Raw genomic sequence first — 21645 nt, forward strand, 5'->3', positions numbered from 1 at the left:
GTTTGTCAGTGAATCGCATATCTGTTTTCATTACATTACAGCAATACTATATTTTGAGGCTTAAACTTGTGATTAATAACAAACTGATAACTATTAGCCTCTTTGCTGGAGCATACGGTTTAGATTTAGGCCTGGAAAAAGCCGGATTTCAGACAGTAAGTTTAGTAGAAATCGAACCTGATGCTACCAAAACTATCTCTCTAAATCGTCCTCACTTATCCCCATGCGCTGTACCGAGAGATATTTGCGAAGTCAGCGCCAAAACTCTATTAGAAGAAGGCGGACAAATCTTAGGTTTAGATAGACCTTTGCGTGCTGAAGAAGTAGATTTAGTGACTGGTGGTCCTCCGTGCCAACCCTTCAGTACAGCCGGAAAACGGGGGTCTGTAGGCGATCCGCGCGGCAGCTTATTTATGGATTTCATACGCATTGTTGATGAAATCAAACCGCGCTTTTTTATCATGGAAAATGTTAAGGGATTGCTGTCAGCTCCAATTCGACATCGGCCTCACGATCGCAGAGGTTTAGATTTCCCGCAATTAGAACCAGATGAGATGCCCGGTGCTGCTTTACAAGTGATTTTGGCAGAGATGAAACGCATTGGTTATGAAGTTGTGTACGATCTGCTCAATACTGCTGACTACGGCGTTACTCAAGCTAGAGAAAGAGTAATTTTTATTGGTTATAAAGGTAATGATTCAGTTACTTTGCCGCTGCCAAATTACAGTCAGAAAGGTACTGGTAAAAAACCCAAATGGCTGACTCTTAGAGAAGGATTAAAGGATTTAGTAGATTCTGGGCCCGAATTTGTCCCTTACTCAGAAAATCGCCTCAAGTATTTGCGCCTGTTAACAGCAGGTCAAAACTGGAGGGATTTACCCAGCGAATTAAAGCAAGAAGCAATGGGAGGAGCTTATAAATCTGAAGGTGGCAAAGTTGGTTTTTATCGGCGCTTGGCATGGGATAAACCGTCGCCTACTGTCACAACGAGTCCCCATCAAAAGGCTACAGATATGTGTCATCCTGATGAATTGCGTCCTTTGAGCGTCAGGGAGTGCGCGCGAATTCAAACGTTTCCAGATGATTGGGTTTTTTATGGCTCGACTGCTTCTAAATATCGGCAAATTGGGAATGCAGTTCCGGTATTATTGGGAGAGGCGATAGGTCAATACCTTTGTCAGGTAATTAAGGGCGATCGAGTTAGAGCACGAGAAATAATTCAACAGCTTTCTCTTTTCATTTAACTAATATTTAAAATAGGGTTTTAATTATGATGAAGGTTGCTACAATAGCATATAACAACGTTGCGATTCAGTTGTCGATCGAAGAAGTGGAATTTTTCCTGAAACTTGTTCAGGAAGTGCAACAGGTAATACCAAATAGTTTTACAACAAGAGTGAATACCTCTCCCAGACAAGCTAGAGGTTTTTTTGAATCTATTCTTCAAGATATTAAACAGTCCGGTGAAAGCTTGATGAATATTAGCTTTTTGTTTCAGGAAATGTGTCTATTGCAGAACTTACTGAATGAAGCTTGTAACGCGATAGTCATCAATGATTTTGAAATAAAATTAGGGAAGTCTAAAGAAGAAGCAAAATAACTTTTAGAGTGGGTGTGTAATGTGACAAAAGAGATGGAAGCTCTTCAGGAAGCCAGAAGAGCTTCATATATGCCCTCTCCTTCAAATCTACCGAAACTAAAGGAGGTGAATAAATGTTGCCTTGAGGCTGACGGATACCTGATTACTTTTTATATAAGAAAACTTCTGTCTTCTAAAAATGTTGTTAATCTATTTATCGTCTTAAACATTGGCACGACTCAGCTTGTTGAATTTTCCATCAGTTCTGTGCCAAAACCAATTGAGGTTGAAGATTTATGCGCTCTTATCAAAACCTTTGAACAATACATTGAGCTTTCTGACCAAAAGTTGGCAGCTTTAGAAAGCCCTTTTCAAATTTTTAATAGTAGCATTTTTCAATTGCATACTTTAGAAACAGATATTACCTCAGACAATGAAAAGTATGCTATTGTGAATTTTATGCTACCTTTAGCTAATTCTAGACATAGCATTGTGAAGCCTTTTATAGGTGTTAAAGGAGCCATTACTTTCAGAAATATTTGTAGCTTTACCTCATTAATGCGAAAGATATTAACTGAGTAATGCTCAAAAATCAGAGAGTGATAGGGCTATTTTAATTTACAGGTTTGCAGCAGCCCAGAAGCGCAACTGCAAACCACATACTACAAAACCCCTTTAGAACTCGGAATCCGACTGGCGCGCCGCGGATCGATTTCTACGGCCATCCTCAGAGCTCGCGCAAATGCCTTAAACGCCGCTTCCACAATGTGATGAGAATTTCCGCCCTGCAACTGTCGAATGTGCAGTGTCATCTGAGTGTGGTTCACCACCGCCGAAAAAAACTCTCTCACTAATTCAGTATCGTAAGTGCCGATCCGCTGGTTGGGAATTTCCAAGCTGTAACTTAGGTGAGGCCGCCCCGAAAAGTCTAAGACTACTTCAATTAATGCTTCATCGAGAGGGGCGATGAAATGGCCGAAGCGAGAAATGCCCGATCGATCCCCGATAGCTTTTGCCAGCGCTTGGCCTAAGGTAATTCCCACATCTTCGTTCGTGTGGTGGTCGTCAATCTCCAAATCCCCGATCGCCTGCACGTCCAAATCGATCAATCCGTGAGAAGCAATCTGGTGCAACATATGGTCTAAAAACGGAATCCCCGTAGATGCCTTGCAAGTTCCCACACCGTCGAGATTGAGGCTGGCAGTGACATCCGTTTCCAGTGTCGTGCGCTTCACCAAGGCGGCCCTAGCTGGTTGAACTGAACTTGCAGGAGGCACAGAAGGGCGATCGATTATTTCCATAATTCGCAATTGGTCATTCATTAGTTATTGATAATTAGTAATTGAAGATTACAGGTTGATAAGTGTTGAGTCTCAAGTTTTTAGTTAAGAGAATTATTCAAAACTCAAAACTCTCGAAACGGGCGGGTGAGAGCATACAACTTACTTGTTAAAGTTAAAGTTTATTGTCTCTCACCCGCCCCTACATCACTCAAAATTATCGACAACTGTTACATTCCCATGATTTCGTAACCGGCATCGACATACAAAATCTGACCCGTAATCCCGCTAGCGAGATTGCTGCACAGAAAAGCCGCAGCATTTCCCACTTCCTGCTGAGTCACCGTCCGCCGCAGCGGTGCCACTTCCTCAACGTGGTGGATCATGTCCAGAATACCGCCAACTGCTGACGAAGCCAAAGTTCTAATCGGGCCAGAAGAGATCGCATTTACCCGAATATTTAACGGGCCGAGTTCAGCAGCCAGATAGCGAACATTCATTTCCAAAGCCGCCTTAGCAATTCCCATCACATTATAATTAGGAACTACCCGGACGCCGCCCAAATAAGTCAGGGTCACAATACTGCCGCCGCTTGCCATCAGCGGTTTAGCAGCAGCACAAAGCCGCACCAGCGAGTAAGCGCTAATATCTAAAGCATTGGAGAAACCTTGGCGCGAGGTGTTGCTGAAATCTCCCGAAAGTTCGTCCTTGCCGGCAAAGGCCAGACAGTGAACCAGAATATCTAACTTGCCCCATTTGTCGGCGATGGTTTGAAAAGTAGACTCAATTTCGCTCTCGTCTTGGACATTGCAGGGCAAATACAGGCTGGGATTGAGCGGTTCCACCAGTTCAGCGACTTTGCGCTCGTGCTTGCCTTTCTCGTCCTTCAAATAAGTTATGCCGAGGTTAGCCCCAGCTTTGTGGATCTGCTGAGCGATGCCCCAGGCGATCGAGCGATTGTTGGCAATGCCCGTAACAAGAGCATTTTTTCCGGTCAAATCTATCATCTGTAGTTTATCTAAAAGCAACTTGCACCGTTCTCATTGGCTATATCTGACAACCCCGCCAGTTTAGACACAACTGATTCAGATTTAACTGATTCAGACACAATTGAGACGCAAGTGAGACACAATTGAGACACAATTGATATTAATTTTGCTGTGGAGCTACATGGGGGCGGAGTTGAAAAAGTTAAGAGAAGGGCTAGATTTAATCATACAGTGCGTGCTTACCTTAACATTGAATGGAAGTAACTGAATCCCAGGATACAGGAGGTTGGGAAGTATATTTACTCAATAAGCTTAATAGGCAAGTTACAAACTATTGATTAGTACAAAGGATCTAGTCGTGACGCATGATAGACCGCTAGCAGCCGTGTTCCGCCAAATCAGCGGCGGGGCGTTTCCACCCATTGTGGAAACCTTTGAACGGGGCAAGACAATTTTTTTCCCTGGAGACCCGGCTGAGCGCGTCTACGTTCTCATTAGAGGTGCTGTGAAGCTCTCCAGGGTGTACGAAGCAGGGGAAGAAATTACAGTGGCCCTCCTGCGCGAAAATAGCGTATTTGGGGTGCTGTCTCTGATTACGGGACACCGATCGGACAGGTTTTACCACGCGGTAGCCTTTACCCCGGTGGAATTGATCTCGCTGCCGATCGAACAAGTCGAGAAAGCGCTCAAGGAAGACCCCGAACTGTCGATGGTGATGCTGCGGGGACTGTCGTCTCGGATTTTGCAAACCGAGATGATGATCGAAACGCTGGCCCACCGAGATATGGGTTCGAGACTCGTCAGCTTTTTGCTGATTCTGTGCCGGGATTTTGGCGTGCCGGGAACAGAGGGGATTACGATTGATTTGAAGCTGTCCCACCAGGCGATCGCCGAAGCGATCGGCTCGACGCGGGTAACTGTGACTCGTTTGCTGGGGGATCTCAGACAAGAAACCATGATCTCGATCCACAAGAAAAAGATCACAGTCCACAACCCGGTGGCTTTAAGCCAGCAATTCACTTGATGCCGAGAAAGTATGGGATTTTGGATTTGAGATTTTAGATTCAATCCAAAATCCCAAATCCAAAATCTAAAATCGGAATGACTGCTGGATACATCCTGGTATTTGTAATCTTAGTGTTGGGGGGTGCGATCGCCACTATCAGCGATCGCCTTGGGACGAAAGTCGGCAAGGCAAGGTTGAGTTTGTTCAAACTTCGCCCCCGCGATACTGCTGTTGTGGTGACAGTGATGGCCGGCAGCATCCTGTCAGCAATTACTCTGGGCATTTTGTTTGCTACTAGCAAGCCTCTGCGAACCGGGGTTTTTCAAATAGACGAGATTCAAAAAAGGCTCAACCAAGCCCGCAGAGAACTCAAAGAAACCACTCAAGAAAAAAATCGAGTTGAAACTGAATTAAATGGAGCCAAAACCGCTCAAGCGCAAGCTAAATCCAATTTAGAGCAAATTAATCAATCGCTCCAAGCAGCTAATGCCGAGCAAGCTCGGACGCAAACAAAATTAAACTCGCTGCGGGCCCAGCTTAACAGCGTGCAAGCAGCCAAGTCTAAAACAGAACAGCAGTTAAGTCAGGTAGAAGCGGCTAAATCTCAGACAGAAGAACAGCTCAGCAGTGTGGAAGCAGCTAAATCCCGCACCGAATCACAATTGAAACTGGTTGAAACGGCGCGATCGACTACAAGAGCTCAGCTCGATCGTACTGAAAGCCAATTGAAAACAGTTTCTGCTCAAAAAACGACTTTGGGAGCGGAAATTGCCCAACTGCAAGAGGAACGCCAACAGTTAATCGAGCAGCGAGAGCAGGTAAAAACTCAAATTGCCCAGCGCGATCGAGAAATTGCCAAGCGAGAGGGAGAAATTGCCAAGCGAGACGCAGAAATTACCGCTCGCAACGAACTAATTGCCGAGCGGGACAAGGAAATTGCCCAGCGGGTGCAAAATCTCGCCGATCGCGATCGAATAATTGTCGATCGCGACAAAGTAATTGCCGAGAGGGAAGCACTCTTAGAAACCTTGGCACAGCAACAAGCTCAACTCGAACAGCAACAAACTTTATTGCAGCAGCAAGTGCAAGTTTTGGAACGCGATTTTCAGGCAATCCGCGAGGGTACAGTTGCCATCAGGCGCGGTCAAATTTTAGCTGCTGGCGTGGTTCGCATCCTCGATCCCGGTACGGCGAGCCCCGCGATCGATCGACTTTTGCAAGAAGCAAATAAAACCACCGTCGGACTGATGCAGCCGGAGAATAAGAAGGTTAGAGACCAGGTTATTCAAATTACTAAAGCAGAAATCGATCAACTAATTAGTCAGATTAAAGACGGTCAAGACTACGTGGTGCGAATTGTCGCCGGCGCTAATTACCTGCGGCAAGAAAAGCTAATTAAGGTATTTGCAGAAGCAGAAATCAATCGAGTTGTGTTCCGCGCTGGAGATGTGATTGCAGGGGTTGCTGTCGATCCGGTGACTTTGACCGACGAACAGGTGCGGCAGCAGTTGCTGCAATTGATAGAAGCTTGTCAATTTCGGGCTCGCCTGATCGGCGTTGTCGGCGGTAGAGTCCAAGTTGCCGACAGTCAGATTGAAACTTTGGCTGGTTTTATCGCTCGGTTGCAGCAGTACGAGAAACCGCTGGACGTTCAGGCGATCGCCGCAGATGTCACTTACATCGCCGGCCCGCTGAAAATAGATTTAGTTGCTCTTGAAAACGGAGCCGTTGTTTTCCGCACCGGACAACAACCACCGGGCGACCCAGATGTGAAAGTTAAATAATAAGTGCGATCGACCTATCGAATTACAGCCAAGATTTTGGGCGATCGAATTACAATTTTGCTTGACATTTTCGCGCCCTTGACATATCATTAAATCATGGGAATCCGTGCCGCTATATATATAGCAATCGTAGGGTGTGTCGCCACCAAAAATCTGGAAGCACCACCAACAATCTCACAGCGACGCACTATACCCAATTAGTAGGGTGTGTCGCCACCAAAAATCTGGAAGCACCACCAACAATCTCACAGCGACGCACCGCACCGCTAAGAGCGCAAAGAGAGAAAATAAGAATCGATCCCTGAGATATTGACATCACAGAACAAAATTTGGCTCAATTAAAATGCAGGAGCGTGCGGTGTAATGTCAGATAATCAAAATGAACCCAGAGAATACGATGCCGTCCTTGGCGGTCAAAATTCAATTCCTGTCAATGCTGCGGTACTCGGAGGCATACCCGGTGTTAAAAGCCGCTTAGCCTCACCCATTGTCGAAGTGAGAATCGCCGCCCTCTCTGAAGCACTGAAATATGGAGAAGCAGGTTTAGATTTGATAATTCAAGCATTGCACGATGAATCAATGCAGGTAAAATTTGCTGTCTATTCACTGCTGAAAGATAGAAATGAGAAAAAGATTAGACGACGGTTACAAAACTATTTGGCTATATTTGAATTTGATGTCATCACAGTCGATGCTGAAGGAAAAGAAAACAGTCGCAGAAAGTCCTTTGCTCATTACTTCCCTGAAGACTTAGGTAATGCAGTTGTACTAGAAATGGTTTATATTCCTGGCGGCACATTTATGATGGGTTCGCCAGCAACAGAATCAGGTAGGAGTGAAACAGAAAGTCCGCAGCATCAAGTAACTGTACCGGCTTTTTATGCAGGAAAATACCCCATCACTCAAGCACAGTACGAAGTAGTGATGGGAAATAATCCCTCAGAATTTATGGGTGAAAAACTTCCTGTAGAAAATGTAAGCTGGAATGAGGCTGTAGAATTCTGCCGCCAACTTTCTGAAAAAACAGGCAAGATTTATCGCTTACTTTCGGAAGCTGAATGGGAATATGCTTGTCGCGCCGGAACTACAACACCTTTCTATTTTGGCGAGACAACTACAACAGATTTAGTTAATTATCACGCATATCATCCCTATGGTGCTGCACCCAGGGGACTTTATCGCGGAAAAACAATGGATGTGGGGAGTTTTGAGCCGAATGCCTTTGGACTTTATGATATGCACGGTGAGGTTTGGGAATGGTGCAGCGATAAGCGTCACCATAACTATGACGGCGCACCGACTAACGGAAGTTCTTGGGAAAGTGAAACAACCTATGAGATCCGGGTGTTGCGTGGAGGTTCGTGGAACTACTATGCGGTCCATTGCCGTGCGGCCTCCCGCAAATCCTACTCTGCGGGCTTCGCGCTGAGTTACAGTAACTGTGGTTTTCGTGTAGCGGTAGCTTTGGCTGTCCCTTCCTCCCTGTCTTCCCTGTGAAGACTCTTCTCTACTCTTTAGCCCTTTAGCTTTTTTCCCTGTTTCCTCTTTACCCTCTTGCGCGCGCTTTAATTTTTTTTTGGGGGAACTCATCTTTGCACCCGATTCAAAATAGTAGGGTGCGTCGCCATCTGCAATTTGCAAATCAAATCGACAATCTCACAGCGACGCACCGCCTGCACAGGGGTGAGAGAAACCAGGTTTTTGCGCGAGGAGTCAAAGAAACCGGGTTTTTTCGATAAATTAAAACGGGAAAGCAAAGATTGTGACAAAAACCCGGTTTCTGATTGTTGCGGGGGGTCAAAGAAACCGGGTTTTTTCGATCAATTAAAACGGGAAGTAAAGATTATGGCAAAAGCTTGGTTTCTGATTTTAGGCATTATATGGCCGCACGGATTCCCATGATGATATAATATGTCAATCCTGCAAAAAAGTCAAGTAAAATAAGTACGATCGCCCGCAAAGATTTTGAGACATTCAAGAATGTAAGTGTCAGATTAGATATAGGTTGGTGATGGGTTTCCTCGACTACAACAGCGCAACTACAAACTTATTAACTCAGAACTAATAAATATGATTTTAGGTTTCGATCCCGGTAAAGACAAGTGCGGCATCGCCGTCATGAGTACAGACAACAATGTCTCCTACCATCAAGTTGTACCGTCCGAGAGTGCAATTTCGACTATTCAATCTCTGTGCGAACAGTTTTCGATTGAGTTATTGGTACTCGGAGATCAAACGACTTCTAAGAGTTGGAAACAAAAACTAACGCAGAGTTTGTCGCCTGCGCTCAAAATTGTTCAGGTTGACGAGAGGTACAGCAGTTTAGAAGCGAGGGAACGCTACTGGCAAATGTACCCTCCGACGGGACTCGATCGCTTGATTCCGAAGGGAATGCGGACGCCGCCGAGACCGGTAGACGATATTGTGGCGATCGTCCTAATTGAAAGATATTTGAACAAACAGTTGACAGTTGACAGTTGACAGTTGACAGCGAGGTTTTCAAGCAAGTTCTAAAAACTTTGGGTTTCGTGCGAAATCCTATTTTTTACTGAATCAGTTAAATCTAGCTAATCTTGTTGAACCATCCACACCAAGAATCCTAAAATGGTTTCCACGGGAAGCAGCGGATAATCGGTAAGGTCGATCGTCACTGTTGTTCCTGAAAGCTTGAGAAAACGCCATTGAGTACCGCTGCTGATACAACCGTAAATAGTGGCGATCGGGTGTTCTGCTGCTTCGTTAAAGCGCTGTGCCGCTACCATTTCAGCAATACATTGACCGATACCTTCGTTCAGATCGGCTTTTTTTGCTTCCACAACTACGATCGCGGGTGCTTCTACGGTAAGCTGTTCGGGCGATCGGCTAATTAAAAAATCGACGTATCCGGTGAGATCGCAACTGGGGTCAACATTGAATTCCCGTCCCGAAAATAAACTGATTTGGCGGTTCATCAAGCGCCGGACTTCTTGCAAAACTGGGTAGACAATGGCTTCCGATCTGGCTTTTTCTGAACCAACTGCGATCGTCCAAGGCAAATCTTCTAATTCGCTACTCAATCTCGGACTGGGATTAATTGATTCTACCTCTGGAAAAAACCGAGTTTCCTCCACGATAGTTAACTGAAAGTCTTTTTTAGCTCTAGTAATTGTGAATTGACTGTAAGGCATAATCCGATAGCTCTTTTGATAATACAGACTTTTATTCTTATAATTATGCCTCAATTTGAAATAATCTGCAATTTGTTTGAGTTCAGCTAATAAAATACACCCTAAATTTATCCGATCGATCGTTGAATAACAGTTAGTGCTACTTGATGACAGCTTCGGTCAAAATTACCTTACCATTCTGCCGGACTTGCAGGCGTTCGGAGTTAATCGAATAGATAATATTGCCGTTAGTCGCTTCATAAGTTCCGTCGTCACCTGTTGTTACTTGCATGACATTGATTTGGGTGCCATTTATTTTGCTGAGGCCTCGGTAAAAAATATCGCCTTCTTGGGTTTTGCAAATGTATATAGAAAAGTTGGGCGTTGCGAAAAATTGCACCATTTCGGCCCTCGGACATCCCTCAACTTGGGCAATTTGCAGCGGTTGAGAATTGCCCAAAGTGTTCGGCGCGATCGCCCGAACTTTGCCAATCGGTTCATTTAATGCAGTTGCTTGTGCTGAAGCGGTCAAAAAGCCGTGAAGCGAAGCTATCCCGTTCCCCGCAGGGGTTCCCGAAGGGTAGGGAATCGCACTAATGCCTGCCATAACTAGAACTACTCTTTTAATGCCCTTAACTCTATCTTTACAAAACATCTTGTCACTCCTGGTTTTAACTATATAATTACATCTTAAGCGATGTTTGCTGGATATTAATAATATTTAATATCAGAGGTGAAAGGTGCAGGAACACGGTACACCGTCGGTTTAAGTAAGGTGCGAACTGTGCACTTTACACCAGTAAAAATACATAAGTATGTCAATGCGATCGAAGGAAAGCAATCTCTTGCATTGAGGAGATTTTTAAGATTTTATGACTTGTACGCGCCGATCTGAGAAACCGGGTTTCTTCATATATTTTTCGTTACTAAACCTTTGATTTTCCTAGAAACCGGGAATAAGCGCCCCCATGCGAGCGCCAACTGACTCAGTTACACGGTAATGTTTATTTGCGCTTACCTATTTAGTGAATAATAAAAAGGGAAACAGAAGATACATTTTTCCTCCCATTTCCCCTTTTTTTATAACCATCGTCCTGACTGCGAACCTGGTAATTATTTAACTGCTGCAAACTGTTTATCTTTAGTTTCCACAGGCGCGGTTAATGCCTCTTCCAAATCCGCACAGCCGAGTTTTTCCTCCAAAATAGCCATCACTTCGCGGCCGAAATCATTGGAATTACGCTGCCAAGCTTCTAAACAAATTTGTCCGAAAAACGAACCCAAAGGTTCGGGATTCCACAGCAACTTGCGCGCTGTCCAAGGCATCAAACTCATCGGATCGTAACCGGGTTGCAAAATATCCTTTTTAAAGGCGTATTCTTCCAAAATTGTGTGCGGCTGCAACCCGATAAAGAAAATCGCTGGTTCTACTTTATCGGCTCCGAAAATCCGCTCTAATTCTCGGTGATAAGCAATAGTTTGCCGGATGGTTTCAAAGGTTTCGTCAATGACGTTAAATGAGTAATTCACGGAAACCAAATCGTTGTAACCGGCTGCTTTTAAATCGCGACAATTTTCCAAAACTACTCGCAAGTTGTAGCCCATCCGCATTTTCCGCACCAGTTCCTGGGAACCGCTGGTGATGCCGATTTCAAAGTAATTCATCCCCGTTTTTACCATCAAATCGCACAACTCTGGTGTGAGATTGTCCGCACGGATGTAAGCAGCCCAGTGGATGTCTGTCATGCCGGAGGCGATGATTTTTTGCAATAATTTGATCGCATCGTCGATGAATTTGCGCGCCGGGATAAATTGAGCGTCGGTAAACCAGAAATTGCGGATACCTCGATCGTACAATTGCCGAATCTCCGCCACCACCTCATCCGCCGGATTGATCCGCACTTGCTTCCCTTCAATCACCGTATAAATGCAGTAACAGCAATTGTGAGGACAGCCGCGCTTGGTTTGCACTCCCACGTAGAAGTCCATATCCTGTAGATAATATGAAAACTCCGGCCAAATCGTTTCGATGTAGTTGTAATCGCAGGCAGTTTTCTCGATGTTGGCTGGCTTTTCGTGAATTAGCCGATCGCGCGGCACGGTTTCTCCCACCACATAACATCTTTCCTCGGCCAAATCTTCGCCCTTAATCAACTTCTCCAGCAAAGCTTCGCCTTCCCCCACCGAAACCACAGTTCCCGCCGGCAAACTGCGCCCCAACTGCTCGTAAAACACGCTCACAGCACCGCCACCGACCACTGCACGAGCTTCGGGGCGGTATTTTCGGGCCCGCTTCAATCCGCGCGTAACCAGTCCCAAATTGCGCCAGAGTTCGGTATAGTAAGACACGGCTAAACGCAGTCCTCCGAGTGCTCCCCGGAACTTGATCAGCAGATTTTTGGCGTAATAAAATTCAAAGGCATTTTGCAGCGGGTTGCCGCCCCGGCCGCCCACGGGTGCGTAAATTTGAATGTCCCGCCAAGAGAAAACCAGCAGCGTCGGCTTAAACTCGTCTATGCTGGCATCCAAAGCTTTAGCGTAATCCAGGGGCGGCACCGCACCTAAATCGAAAATGCGCTGTTCGACATCGGGAAACAGCTTGTGTACGTGATCCGAAAGATACACAACTCCGATCGGGAAAATAGGATTGCAAGGGAGGCGAACGTACAGGACTCGGTTTTCTCGGCTTTCCATGATTGCTATATCCTAAACTGGAACTTTTTCTACTATGTTAATATTCTTTTAATATAACTTTACAATCTGTCTAATTTTCGCAATTTGATATTAAATATTCTTAAATTTTTCTATTCGGCTCAAGGCCCAGCGTATTGGTGTCGATCGGCGACAGCAGCAAAAAAAAGTTAATTTTTAAGCAAATACAGCGTATATTGACCGAATATCCAACCAGGGGGTCAAAAAAACAATATTTATACCAGTAAATTATAAATTAAAGTTCGATCGGTCTCTAATGTGTTAGGGAGTTGGTAGTCGGCTTTACAGTAGGCTGGGATCGCCTAGTGTTAGCCTGAGAAGATAACTAAAACTTTTAGGCAAGGCTCCCTCAGCAGTTATGGCTCAAATTCTTGACCCCCTACCCTCAGACACCGACAGCAAGATTCTGTGCTGCTACGTCAACGCCACCAGTCAGATTCAGATTGCTCGCATCTCCAACATTCCTAACTGGTACTTTGAACGAGTGGTGTTTCCCGGACAGCGCTTAGTGTTTGAAGCGATGCCGGCCTCCGCATTGGAAATTCACACCGGGATGATGGCCAGTGCAATTTTGTCGGATAAAATTCCTTGCGATCGCTTGCAGATTAACGAAGGCCCCTATTCAAAGGTTAATCCTAGCAGATCCCCAGAGGCTGTTCAGGGCGATCGAACAGCAACGGCCGGTCGCCCCAAATCCCGAGAAATATCAGAACCTTTGACTGTACCGGCACTAACCGCCGTCGATTAATCCCAGTTGTGAGTTTTGAGTTATAAATTGTCAGTTAATTGATAACTCTGCGCTCAAAATTCCAACTTCAGCAAAGTGGTAAAAACTCAACACTTAAGAATCAAAGTTTCTGAAATGAATTTTAGATCAAAACTCCCGACTGCAAATCTTGTCCGGTTTTTCGTATTTCCGTGAGTTTTGTTGGGGGGCCCGAAAGCTGTGCAAAAATATCCTTAAACAGCTTCTCGAATTTCAGCCATGTCAGCACAACCTCTTGCCTCTTCCCCATCTTCTGCCACAGTATTTGAGCCGGCGATATTCCGGCTTTCTCCCCTGATTAGAATCACGCTGTTGAGCTTGTACGCAGCCCTGACAATTCCCTTGCCATTTTTGTCGGAAGTAACGAAAGCAGCGGTTCCCCCCGCCGCACTCTGGGCAGCAATTGTTGTCGGCGCAGCGGGCCTGTACGGCGTGCTCAGTGAAAGGGTAATTTTGAGCGAGGAAGGGATTGAAGTCACATATCCCAAATGGTTTCCGCGTTTTTTTCGCAAGGGTTGGTCGCTACCTTGGACTGAGGTAAAAGCTCTCAAACCTCGATCGACAGGTCAAGGAGGTTTAGTTTACTATTTTTTGAGTCATTCGGGTGAAGGTTATTTGTTGCCAATGCGGGTGGCTGGATTTGCTAAATTAGTCGGTTTGGTGGAAGCAAAAACAGGTATTGATACTAGAGATGTCCGCCCTTTGTCGCAGCCTTGGATGTATCTTATTTTGCTGGGATGTACGCTGCTTCTGCTGTTGGTGGATGCGTGGACGATTGTAAATGCGATCGGGCTTAAAGGTAATATGTAATATCAATTCCGGCTGCGCCAGAATGATATAATATCAAATCCGGTAATTTGAGAATTATAAGCGCGCTCACGTCGTCCATAGCGAACGGCATGAATCGTTCGCTATGGACGACGTGAGCGCGGACATCATCCAAATATATTATTCCGATGCAACCGGATTTGATATAACGGGTAAAATCAACCGGATTGGATAATGAAATTGCACTCGTTGCAGTGCTCTGTTGATATAACCATCGACAACACGGCAACGGAGGACACCGCACTCCCGCCGTTTCCCTACCCCAAAATAATCGTAGCACGGGCTGCAAGCTCGCTCGCCATCGCACTCACGAGAGATGTAACCATCGCCCGATTAATTGTAGGGACACGGCAGTGCCGTGTCCTGATATCACTTGTTATCATTCCGGCGCCGCCGGAAGTGATATAAGGTGCTCTTCGGCGCACCCAAAAAATTAAATGTCAGCGTGCAATTCTCTAAGCGGAATGTGTGCAGTGCGCACCATACAAGTTGAATTTCAAACACGCCAAAAAATGAAAAACCCGGTTTCTTTGAGAAGCCGAGTTTTTGCGTATTTTATTGTTTATTTAAGCTACTTAACTTCAGCCGATCGCCGAGTGTTAGGGGATTCGTAGCAAATTCCAGAACCTGTATCCGAGACAAAATGACAATCCCAGTAAGAGCGAATAAAGCTCTTCCAAATTGGATCGGTTGACTTGCGATAATAATCGCCCAACACGGGCTTGATGGCTTCCGTTGCTTCCTTCAAGTGATAGTGCGGCATGGTCGAGAAAATGTGGTGGGCTACGTGAGTCCCGATATCGTGATGGATGGAATTGATGATTCCGTAGTCGCGATCGATCGTAGACAATGCACCTTTCAAGAAATACCAATCTTTACCGCGATACCAAGGAATATCGGCTTCTGTGTGGTGCAGGAATGTTACCAAATCCAGCCACATCACGAAGACTACATAGGGAACCAAGTAGAACTTGAGTAAAAACAGCCAACCAAACTGATAGGTTAGCGCGCCTAAAAAGCCTACCATCAGTACCAAGGATGCGGAACTCGTCAACACATCCCATTTTTCGGAGGGACGGAAAAGCGGGCTACCGGGCATGAAGTGAGAACCTGCCCGATCGCCCGATCCGCGAAACAGATAAATTGGGTAGGCAAATAACATCAAATAAAAACGTCCCAGCTTTTCGTACCAGTGCATTTGTTCGTAATGGCTCTCCGACACGGGATACCAGCTTTCATCATTATCCAAGCTGCCTGTATTCGCGTGGTGGGTTCTGTGACTGATCCGCCAACCGTGGAAGGGCACCAGAATTGGAGCGTGGGAGAGGTGTCCGATCAGGTTGTTGAGCCATTTGCTCTTAGAAAATGAACCGTGTCCGCAGTCGTGGCCCACTACAAACAATGCCCAAAACATGGTTCCCTGCATCAACCAGAAAATTGGGTAAAAGAACCAGGAATCGACGGTGTAGGCGATCGCATACAAACCTGCGATAATTCCAATATCTAAAAAGAAGTAAGCCAGAGATTTCCATGCCGAGGGTTCAAAACAGTGGGCTGGAATGGCTGCCTTGATATCACCAAGAGTAAAAGGTAACTCTGTTGTACGAGAGGATGAGCCTTGATTGCTCGGGGGATTGAGAACAGTGTTTGATTGCACGAAGTTTCCGATTTAAGCTGACTTGAGAAACCGCATTCCGCCTTCTTTTAACAGTCACTTTGGGCCCGCAAGGAGCCATATTTTTTACTCTGCAAGGGTGCCTAAAGTTCTTTAGTTCGCATGAACAGCCCGTCCTCGATTCTCAAGCAAGTTGGCTTGCGGAATACTTGTGTGGGAAAAATTAGTGCGATCGACCCTGTTATCTGAAAAAATCTCATGTGCCCGTTGTTGGTGCGAAATGCGACTTCAATCTGAGAGTGGACATCTGGAGGAACTATCTCCAGTCTGCAGGTAGCATACAGCGCTTCGAGCAGGAATTGTGAACGAGAGTGTAGGGAAAAACCCATCAATTTTAGATTGGTGATTTTAGATTGAAGGACAAATATCAAATCTCAAATCACCAATCTAAAATCGGAGTGTTGGGTTTCACACAAGTTCTACCCAACCGACTGTTCACTACAGTTCACAAATTCTGCAATTATTGCTACAGCTAAGTTAATGTAACATTTCTACACACATTCTGGCAATGACTTACCAGAAAAACTTGAAAATCCCTAAATCGCGGAAAGTGACGGGCGATCGCTTTCTCGCTTTTTGATTTTCTAGGTTGCAGCCTTTTCTAATATGAGCTTAGACCGTTTTACCACTTCTGGAACGTCGATCGGATAATCGCCTGTGAAACACGCCGAACAAAAACTCATCGGGTCTTCGTTAGTCGCCTTCAGCATTCCATCCCAACTCAAGAAAGCCAAAGAATCAACCTCAATTTGGGCGGCGATTTCTGCGACTGACTTAGTAGCAGCAATCAACTGATCTTGATTGTCGGTATCGATCCCGTAGAAACAAGGATGAGTCACCGGCGGCGAGGAAATTCTCATGTGAACTGCGGTCGCACCCGCATCCCGCAAGGCTTTGACAATTTTGCGGCTGGTAGTACCGCGCACGATCGAATCGTCGATAATGATTACCCGCTTTCCTTCCAACACATCTCTCAGAGGGTTGAGTTTCATGCGGATTCCTGACTCCCGCATTGCTTGAGTCGGTTGAATAAAAGTGCGCCCGACGTAGCGATTTTTAATCAATCCTTCGGCGTAAGGAATGCCGGAAGCTTGAGAAAAGCCGATCGCCGCCGGGATTCCAGAATCGGGAACGCCAATGACTATATCAGCCTCAGCCGGAGATTCTGCTGCCAACAAACGCCCGATCCGCAGCCGGTAGCTGTATAAACTTTCACCTTCCATCTGGCTGTCGGGTCGAGCAAAATAGATCATTTCAAAGATGCAAAGTTTGCGCTTCTGCTGCTGGCTCCAGTGGAAGGAAGCCATACCTTCCTCTGTAATCCAAACTAATTCCCCCGGTTCTACGTCCCGCAAAAATTCAGCACCGATAATATCTAAGGCGCAAGTTTCCGATGCCAAAACGTATCGTACCGGATTAGTGCCGATCGTCCCAATTACCAGCGGTCGGACGCCGTGCGGGTCTCGGACTCCCATCACGCCTTTGGGGGTGGCGATCGTCAAACTAAAGGCTCCTTGGCACATACCAAAGGCACTGATCGCTGCTTCGAGCCAATCTTTGCCCTTGTCTACCTCCGAGCCGATCGCCACTGCGAGCGCCTCTGAATCCGTCGTGCTCACAAACTCGCAGTTGCGAGACATCAACTCTTCTCGCAATTGTTTAGTATTGACAAGGTTCCCGTTATGTGCTAATGCGAGACTTCCCAAACGGGTTTCGACGACAACAGGTTGAGCGTTGATCACCCGCGACGAGCCGGTAGTAGAGTAGCGAGTGTGGCCAACGGCTAAGTTACCGGGCAAGTGACCTAAATTCGATTCGTTGAAGACTTGGGAAACCAGTCCCATATCTTTGTGCAGGTGTACTTTTTCACCCTCAAAGGTGGCAATTCCTGCTGATTCCTGACCGCGGTGCTGCAAGGCATACAGACCAAAATAAGTCAACTTGGCGACATCTTCACCCGGTGCGTAGATACCGAAAACGCCACAAGCTTCCTCGGGCTTGTCGGGTTTGCTAGAATGCTCGTCAGCCGCGAAGGAATGGTTGGGAATCATAGATGGGTGGGTTCCTAATGGGGAGGGTGGGTTAGGGGGACAGTTTCAGCGGGAAATCTTGTTTGCGAGAGCGTCGCATAACTTAACATTCCCTTAATCTTGCCACGGATCTGTCATTATTTCCAACTCGTGTAGCATTTCAGACAGAAGCTATGCGGCGTTCAATGGCATTGTAGTATCGATCGCCTGCAAATTCTATACTAACCTTGATTAAGGGCGGGCGAGGGATGCGGCGAGGGATGCGGCGATTGTCAAACGAAGTGGGCGCAACGCCAGACAGAAGAGATCGGCGATCGTGCAATAGAAAATAAATTATAAACTTGCTTGATGGGCTTTTTGAAATATTAGAATTTAAGGGCGATCGAGCTTGACTTTTCTGTGAGATTGACATACTATATCATCATGGGAATCTGTGCGGCCATGTCAAGTCATTTTTGGCGCGATCGAGTATTAAGTAATGTCGTATTTTGTAGGTGCGTAGCTATGAGATTTGCATCTTACTTAGAGAAATGCCTGCGAGGTCGGCACTTTTCAAGTCTTATATGCAAAAATGTTTTAAAGGGCGATCGGCTGTAAGAGTCATATAATTATATTTTCTCCGGTACTGTGGGTGCTTGAACCTGGGATAAATTGAATCTGATTGCCAAACTGGTCGTATCGGCGGCGGTAACTTTTACCGCGAGCGATTGACTTTTCCCTGAAATTGACATACGATATCATCAGGGGAATCTGTGCGGTCATATAAAGTCTTTTCAACTAAAATTAGTGGCAGAAAATATGGAAACTTTGCTGTTAACAGTCGTAATTATTTTGCAGATCGTGCTAATCTTTTTAATTCTACAGCGCGAGTACCAGTTGTTGCCAGAAGGTTTGGGTGTCCGAGGAGAATCTCAACTTTCAAAGGCTACAATCCAGAAACAAAGGGCAAGTTCAAAAAATTTATGGGATAACCCGCCACCAGCATCAGAGGAACTCAAATTGACTGTTGCTGAATTTAAGGATAAGTATGACAGGAGTGAACCGTGGGATGGAGATTTTGCAGCCTGAAAACTTTTCCTACTCTACAAAGAGAGGAGTTTGACTGTGGAGAGGAGGAAATTAATAATTATCTAAAAAATCTAGTTTAAACGGCTGATGAAGCTGGTTTTTCTAGAACTTTTTTGATGATTCTGGAACCGGGAGAGGCAAAGGTTTGTGGATTCTATACTCTTAGTGCCTCGACAATTCCTGTTAAAGAATTGCCAGATGAATACAAGCAACCGCTTCCTTTCCCGATTCCGGCTATCTTGATAGGACAGTTTGCAATCGATCGGGTGTGGCAAGGGCAAGGAATAAGCCGCCTACTTTTGGCAGATGCCTATCGTCGAATTTGCTTGCTATTTGAACAAGAAATTATTGGATTTCAGGCGATTAGGGTTGACACTAGAAACGAGGAGGCCAAAGCATTTTGGTTAAAACAGGGTTTTGTGCCTTTTAGAAAGACTCAGCGTTCTCTATTTTTGCCAGTTCGGACTATTCTGAGAGAATTATAAATGTAGTCATAAAATTAGAAATTCAACCCGCGCGGTTCTTGCTTGTTCTTGGCAAATTAGGTGCAAGATGTATTCGGCTGCATTGCTGTAGCCTTTGATTGCCACTTGTTCGTTAATAAATTTTTGAATTGAATCGGGAAGAGGAAGATTGAGGGTCATATTTTTTGTCCTTCCTGATGTGCGACTTTGGCATATTTTAACTATTATAAATCAGGTTCGATCAATTTCCGTTTTTGTAGGGTGCGTCGCTGTGAGATTTTTGATAAAATTTGCAGATTTGAGATGGCGACGCACCTGACTGACTCTCGCGGTGTGTCGCTGCGAGATTGTCGATGTGATTTGTAGATTGTTGCGGGCGACGCACCCTACCACTACTACGCGGAAACTAGGACGAGGAAGAAACCGAAGCTACCGCTACGCGAAAACCGAGGTGCCTGCTGCGATGGACCGCCCAATGCCTGCCACGATAGGCACTACGGCAATAGACCGTATTGCAGTTCCAGGCACCACCACGCAGCACTCGGTTATTATCTGTTCCAGTTTCCCAAGAACTTCCATCAGTCGGTGCGCCGTTATAATTACCATGCCATTTATCGCTGCACCATTCCCAAACATTCCCGTGCATATCATACAAACCAAACGGATTCGGCGGAAAACTCCCCACATCCGTTGTTTGTTTGCGGTAAAGTCCCTTCGGCGCAGCACCGTAGGGATAATTGCCATCATAATTAACTAAATCCGGGGTAATTGTTTCGCCAAAATAGAAAGGCGTTGTAGTTCCGGCGCGACAAGCATATTCCCATTCGGCTTCCGAAGGTAAGCGATAAATCTTGCCGGTTTTTTGAGAAATTTTCTGGCAGAATTCCAGAGCATTATTCCAGCTTACTTGTTCCACAGGACGTTTCAAATCTTTGATATCAGAAGGGTTATTCCCCATCACTACTTCCCACTGTTCTTGAGTAATGGGATATGTACCCATAAAAAAAGGAGAGATATTAACAGTACGCTGCGGCCCTTCATTGTTACTTCGCCCTGCTTCCGTATTGGGAGAACCCATCACGAAACGGCCACCAGGAATTGCTACCATGTCTAAGATTGCACCGCCACCTAAATTTTCCCTAAAAAATTGTGCTTGACGGCGTTGATAGCTAGTTATATTACCCCGCACATCAGCCGTCACCGTGTCAAAGTCAAACCTTTTTAAAGTCGGTATAAAATTTGGCGTTGACTGACGTTGAAAATCTTTGAGAACTTCCTCGGCTGATTGATAGCGCTGCTGGATATCTTTTGCCAACAACTTAGATAAAATCAATCCCAATCCCTTGTCTATGGGACTTTTCAAATGTTGCTGCCAATTTCCTGTCCAACTATAACCTTGATCCACCCACAAATCAAAAGGATATAGCCCTGTCAGTAGATGAAAAGCAGTCGCCCCCAAGCTAAACAAATCGCTGGCTGGATAAGCTTCACCCCCTTTCATTTGTTCAATGGGTACATAACCATCCGAACCAATTCGCGTTCCCAGTCTCGACATCACTGTTCCCGACAACTGTTTGGAAACTCCGAAATCAATCAACATTAACACACCGTCGCTGCGACGGCGCATAATATTGTCAGGCTTGATATCTCGGTGAATAATTTTTTGTTCGTGAATAAACTTGAGAACAGGTAGAAGTTCGAGTAATAGTTGCTTAACTTGGTTTTCTTGCCAAATTCCCTGATTTTGGAAAAGGTTTAACAAATTGTCCCCATCGACAAACTGCTGTACGAGATACAAATATTTGTCTTGTTCAAAATAGGCGTCTAGTGATGGAATTTGAGGATGTTGTCCTAGCTGTTGCAGTTGTCTAGCTTCTTGCTGAAATAATTCTACCGCTTTGTTAATCGCCCAAGTTCCCTGGACATTGGGTGCTAATTGTTTAACGACACAGCGTTGATTTAGTTTATCAATATCTTCTGCTAAATAGGTTCTGCCGAAGCCACCTTTACCGAGGAATTTGATCGTGCGGAAACGATTTCGCAGGATGGGTACGAGTTTGACGCCACAAGTAATGCAATATGGCCCGTCCGGGTTTTCAGGATTGGGGCAGTCGGGATTGATACAGCAAATCATTTATTTTATGAATGATATTGTTCATATTATATAGATGAATTGGGTGATTGACACGGCGATTGATTGGGGGATTGACCCGGAACTTGAAACGGCGATTGAAACCGCTTCTACACAAACAAAGTCCGCCTTCGCGAACTCAAGAAATGCAACCCGCGAAGGCGGGTTTCGTCTCTGTAGACGCGGT

General features: G+C 45.5%; 21 protein-coding genes. 11 read left to right on the forward strand and 10 right to left on the reverse strand.

Going from position 1 to position 21645, the window contains the following annotated elements; genetic code table 11:
- The first annotated feature begins 68 nt into the window (after positions 1-68).
- The 3 genes from QUA02_RS14915 to QUA02_RS14925 are packed head-to-tail and all read left to right on the forward strand — an operon-like array spanning position 69 to position 2161.
- Positions 69-1244 carry a DNA cytosine methyltransferase gene (locus QUA02_RS14915; protein ID WP_333028880.1) on the forward strand — a complete coding sequence of 392 codons (1176 nt, stop codon included), beginning with the start codon at positions 69-71 and terminating at the stop codon, positions 1242-1244.
- 26 nt (positions 1245-1270) lie between these two features.
- Entirely contained in the window at positions 1271-1600 is a 330-nt protein-coding gene (locus QUA02_RS14920; RefSeq protein WP_333028883.1) for a hypothetical protein, read from the forward strand.
- Between the two features lie 21 nt (positions 1601-1621).
- Positions 1622-2161, forward strand: a complete 540-nt coding sequence (locus QUA02_RS14925) for a hypothetical protein (protein ID WP_333028884.1) — start codon at positions 1622-1624, stop codon at positions 2159-2161.
- Between the two features lie 80 nt (positions 2162-2241).
- Here the strand turns inward: QUA02_RS14925 and hisB are convergent, their stop codons facing one another.
- Positions 2242-2880, reverse strand: a complete 639-nt coding sequence (hisB, locus tag QUA02_RS14930; protein WP_333028950.1) for an imidazoleglycerol-phosphate dehydratase HisB — start codon at positions 2878-2880, stop codon at positions 2242-2244.
- A gap of 209 nt (positions 2881-3089) precedes the next feature.
- Positions 3090-3866 (reverse strand): enoyl-ACP reductase FabI, encoded by a 777-nt coding sequence (fabI, locus tag QUA02_RS14935; RefSeq protein ID WP_333028886.1) that lies wholly within the window; start codon positions 3864-3866, stop codon positions 3090-3092.
- 340 nt (positions 3867-4206) lie between these two features.
- On the opposite strand from fabI, the gene ntcA reads away from it, so the two are divergent.
- The 4 genes from ntcA to QUA02_RS14955 all read left to right on the forward strand — a co-directional run bounded on the left by ntcA (position 4207) and on the right by QUA02_RS14955 (position 9119).
- Positions 4207-4872, forward strand: a complete 666-nt coding sequence (gene ntcA / locus QUA02_RS14940) for a global nitrogen regulator NtcA (RefSeq protein WP_006634020.1) — start codon at positions 4207-4209, stop codon at positions 4870-4872.
- 77 nt (positions 4873-4949) lie between these two features.
- Positions 4950-6638 (forward strand): DUF3084 domain-containing protein, encoded by a 1689-nt coding sequence (locus QUA02_RS14945; protein WP_333028889.1) that lies wholly within the window; start codon positions 4950-4952, stop codon positions 6636-6638.
- A 363-nt stretch (positions 6639-7001) separates the two neighbouring features.
- Entirely contained in the window at positions 7002-8135 is a 1134-nt protein-coding gene (locus QUA02_RS14950; RefSeq protein ID WP_333028891.1) for a formylglycine-generating enzyme family protein, read from the forward strand.
- A 573-nt stretch (positions 8136-8708) separates the two neighbouring features.
- Positions 8709-9119, forward strand: a complete 411-nt coding sequence (locus QUA02_RS14955; RefSeq protein WP_333028893.1) for a pre-16S rRNA-processing nuclease YqgF — start codon at positions 8709-8711, stop codon at positions 9117-9119.
- A gap of 86 nt (positions 9120-9205) precedes the next feature.
- Here QUA02_RS14955 and QUA02_RS14960 read toward each other — a convergent pair whose 3' ends face one another.
- The 3 genes from QUA02_RS14960 to QUA02_RS14970 form a co-directional block, all read right to left on the reverse strand.
- On the reverse strand, positions 9206-9805 hold the full coding sequence (locus QUA02_RS14960) for a hypothetical protein (protein ID WP_332944556.1): 600 nt from the start codon (positions 9803-9805) through the stop codon (positions 9206-9208).
- A 139-nt stretch (positions 9806-9944) separates the two neighbouring features.
- Positions 9945-10439 (reverse strand): hypothetical protein, encoded by a 495-nt coding sequence (locus QUA02_RS14965; RefSeq protein ID WP_333028895.1) that lies wholly within the window; start codon positions 10437-10439, stop codon positions 9945-9947.
- 458 nt (positions 10440-10897) lie between these two features.
- Positions 10898-12478 (reverse strand): photosystem II high light acclimation radical SAM protein, encoded by a 1581-nt coding sequence (locus QUA02_RS14970; protein WP_333028897.1) that lies wholly within the window; start codon positions 12476-12478, stop codon positions 10898-10900.
- A gap of 376 nt (positions 12479-12854) precedes the next feature.
- Between QUA02_RS14970 and QUA02_RS14975 the strand changes: the two genes are divergently transcribed.
- Both QUA02_RS14975 and QUA02_RS14980 read left to right on the forward strand, forming a co-directional pair.
- Positions 12855-13244 (forward strand): DUF1830 domain-containing protein, encoded by a 390-nt coding sequence (locus QUA02_RS14975; protein ID WP_333028899.1) that lies wholly within the window; start codon positions 12855-12857, stop codon positions 13242-13244.
- 237 nt (positions 13245-13481) lie between these two features.
- The gene (locus QUA02_RS14980) at positions 13482-14072 is read left to right on the forward strand and encodes a hypothetical protein (protein ID WP_333028900.1); all 591 of its coding nucleotides are present in this window, start codon (positions 13482-13484) and stop codon (positions 14070-14072) included.
- A 589-nt stretch (positions 14073-14661) separates the two neighbouring features.
- On the opposite strand, the gene QUA02_RS14985 is transcribed toward QUA02_RS14980, so the two are convergent.
- From QUA02_RS14985 to QUA02_RS14995, 3 genes are all read right to left on the reverse strand, one after another.
- Positions 14662-15747 carry a DUF3474 domain-containing protein gene (locus tag QUA02_RS14985; RefSeq protein ID WP_333028901.1) on the reverse strand — a complete coding sequence of 362 codons (1086 nt, stop codon included), beginning with the start codon at positions 15745-15747 and terminating at the stop codon, positions 14662-14664.
- A 602-nt stretch (positions 15748-16349) separates the two neighbouring features.
- Positions 16350-17816 carry an amidophosphoribosyltransferase gene (gene purF, locus QUA02_RS14990; RefSeq protein ID WP_333028903.1) on the reverse strand — a complete coding sequence of 489 codons (1467 nt, stop codon included), beginning with the start codon at positions 17814-17816 and terminating at the stop codon, positions 16350-16352.
- A gap of 139 nt (positions 17817-17955) precedes the next feature.
- Positions 17956-18207 (reverse strand): hypothetical protein, encoded by a 252-nt coding sequence (locus tag QUA02_RS14995; protein WP_333028905.1) that lies wholly within the window; start codon positions 18205-18207, stop codon positions 17956-17958.
- Between the two features lie 374 nt (positions 18208-18581).
- On the opposite strand from QUA02_RS14995, the gene QUA02_RS15000 reads away from it, so the two are divergent.
- Together QUA02_RS15000 and QUA02_RS15005 are read left to right on the forward strand one after the other, a co-directional pair.
- A complete protein-coding gene (locus tag QUA02_RS15000) occupies positions 18582-18863 on the forward strand; it encodes a hypothetical protein (RefSeq protein WP_333028906.1) in 282 nt (93 codons plus the stop codon).
- A 113-nt stretch (positions 18864-18976) separates the two neighbouring features.
- The gene (locus QUA02_RS15005) at positions 18977-19348 is read left to right on the forward strand and encodes a GNAT family N-acetyltransferase (RefSeq protein WP_333028907.1); all 372 of its coding nucleotides are present in this window, start codon (positions 18977-18979) and stop codon (positions 19346-19348) included.
- Between the two features lie 6 nt (positions 19349-19354).
- Here QUA02_RS15005 and QUA02_RS15010 read toward each other — a convergent pair whose 3' ends face one another.
- Positions 19355-19507: a ribbon-helix-helix domain-containing protein gene (locus QUA02_RS15010; protein ID WP_333028909.1), complete on the reverse strand. Its 153-nt coding sequence runs from the start codon at positions 19505-19507 to the stop codon at positions 19355-19357.
- A 226-nt stretch (positions 19508-19733) separates the two neighbouring features.
- On the reverse strand, positions 19734-21461 hold the full coding sequence (locus QUA02_RS15015; protein ID WP_333028912.1) for a bifunctional serine/threonine-protein kinase/formylglycine-generating enzyme family protein: 1728 nt from the start codon (positions 21459-21461) through the stop codon (positions 19734-19736).
- Positions 21462-21645: the final 184 nt, after the last annotated feature.

It is taken from the genome of Microcoleus pseudofavosus SVA1_A4, from assembly GCF_036700565.1.
In the GTDB taxonomy this organism is placed as follows: domain Bacteria; phylum Cyanobacteriota; class Cyanobacteriia; order Cyanobacteriales; family Microcoleaceae; genus Microcoleus.

Coding starts and splice junctions, on each gene's coding strand:
- QUA02_RS14920 (WP_333028883.1), top strand. CDS start 1,271: ATGATGAAGGTTGCTACAATAGCATATAACAACGTTGCGATTCAGTTG.
- hisB (WP_333028950.1), bottom strand. CDS start 2,880: ATGGAAATAATCGATCGCCCTTCTGTGCCTCCTGCAAGTTCAGTTCAA.
- fabI (WP_333028886.1), bottom strand. CDS start 3,866: ATGATAGATTTGACCGGAAAAAATGCTCTTGTTACGGGCATTGCCAAC.
- QUA02_RS14945 (WP_333028889.1), top strand. CDS start 4,950: ATGACTGCTGGATACATCCTGGTATTTGTAATCTTAGTGTTGGGGGGT.
- QUA02_RS14950 (WP_333028891.1), top strand. CDS start 7,002: ATGTCAGATAATCAAAATGAACCCAGAGAATACGATGCCGTCCTTGGC.
- QUA02_RS14955 (WP_333028893.1), top strand. CDS start 8,709: ATGATTTTAGGTTTCGATCCCGGTAAAGACAAGTGCGGCATCGCCGTC.
- QUA02_RS14960 (WP_332944556.1), bottom strand. CDS start 9,805: ATGCCTTACAGTCAATTCACAATTACTAGAGCTAAAAAAGACTTTCAG.
- QUA02_RS14965 (WP_333028895.1), bottom strand. CDS start 10,439: ATGTTTTGTAAAGATAGAGTTAAGGGCATTAAAAGAGTAGTTCTAGTT.
- QUA02_RS14970 (WP_333028897.1), bottom strand. CDS start 12,478: ATGGAAAGCCGAGAAAACCGAGTCCTGTACGTTCGCCTCCCTTGCAAT.
- QUA02_RS14975 (WP_333028899.1), top strand. CDS start 12,855: ATGGCTCAAATTCTTGACCCCCTACCCTCAGACACCGACAGCAAGATT.
- QUA02_RS14980 (WP_333028900.1), top strand. CDS start 13,482: ATGTCAGCACAACCTCTTGCCTCTTCCCCATCTTCTGCCACAGTATTT.
- purF (WP_333028903.1), bottom strand. CDS start 17,816: ATGATTCCCAACCATTCCTTCGCGGCTGACGAGCATTCTAGCAAACCC.
- QUA02_RS14995 (WP_333028905.1), bottom strand. CDS start 18,207: ATGTCAATCTCACAGAAAAGTCAAGCTCGATCGCCCTTAAATTCTAAT.
- QUA02_RS15010 (WP_333028909.1), bottom strand. CDS start 19,507: ATGACCCTCAATCTTCCTCTTCCCGATTCAATTCAAAAATTTATTAAC.
- QUA02_RS15015 (WP_333028912.1), bottom strand. CDS start 21,461: ATGATTTGCTGTATCAATCCCGACTGCCCCAATCCTGAAAACCCGGAC.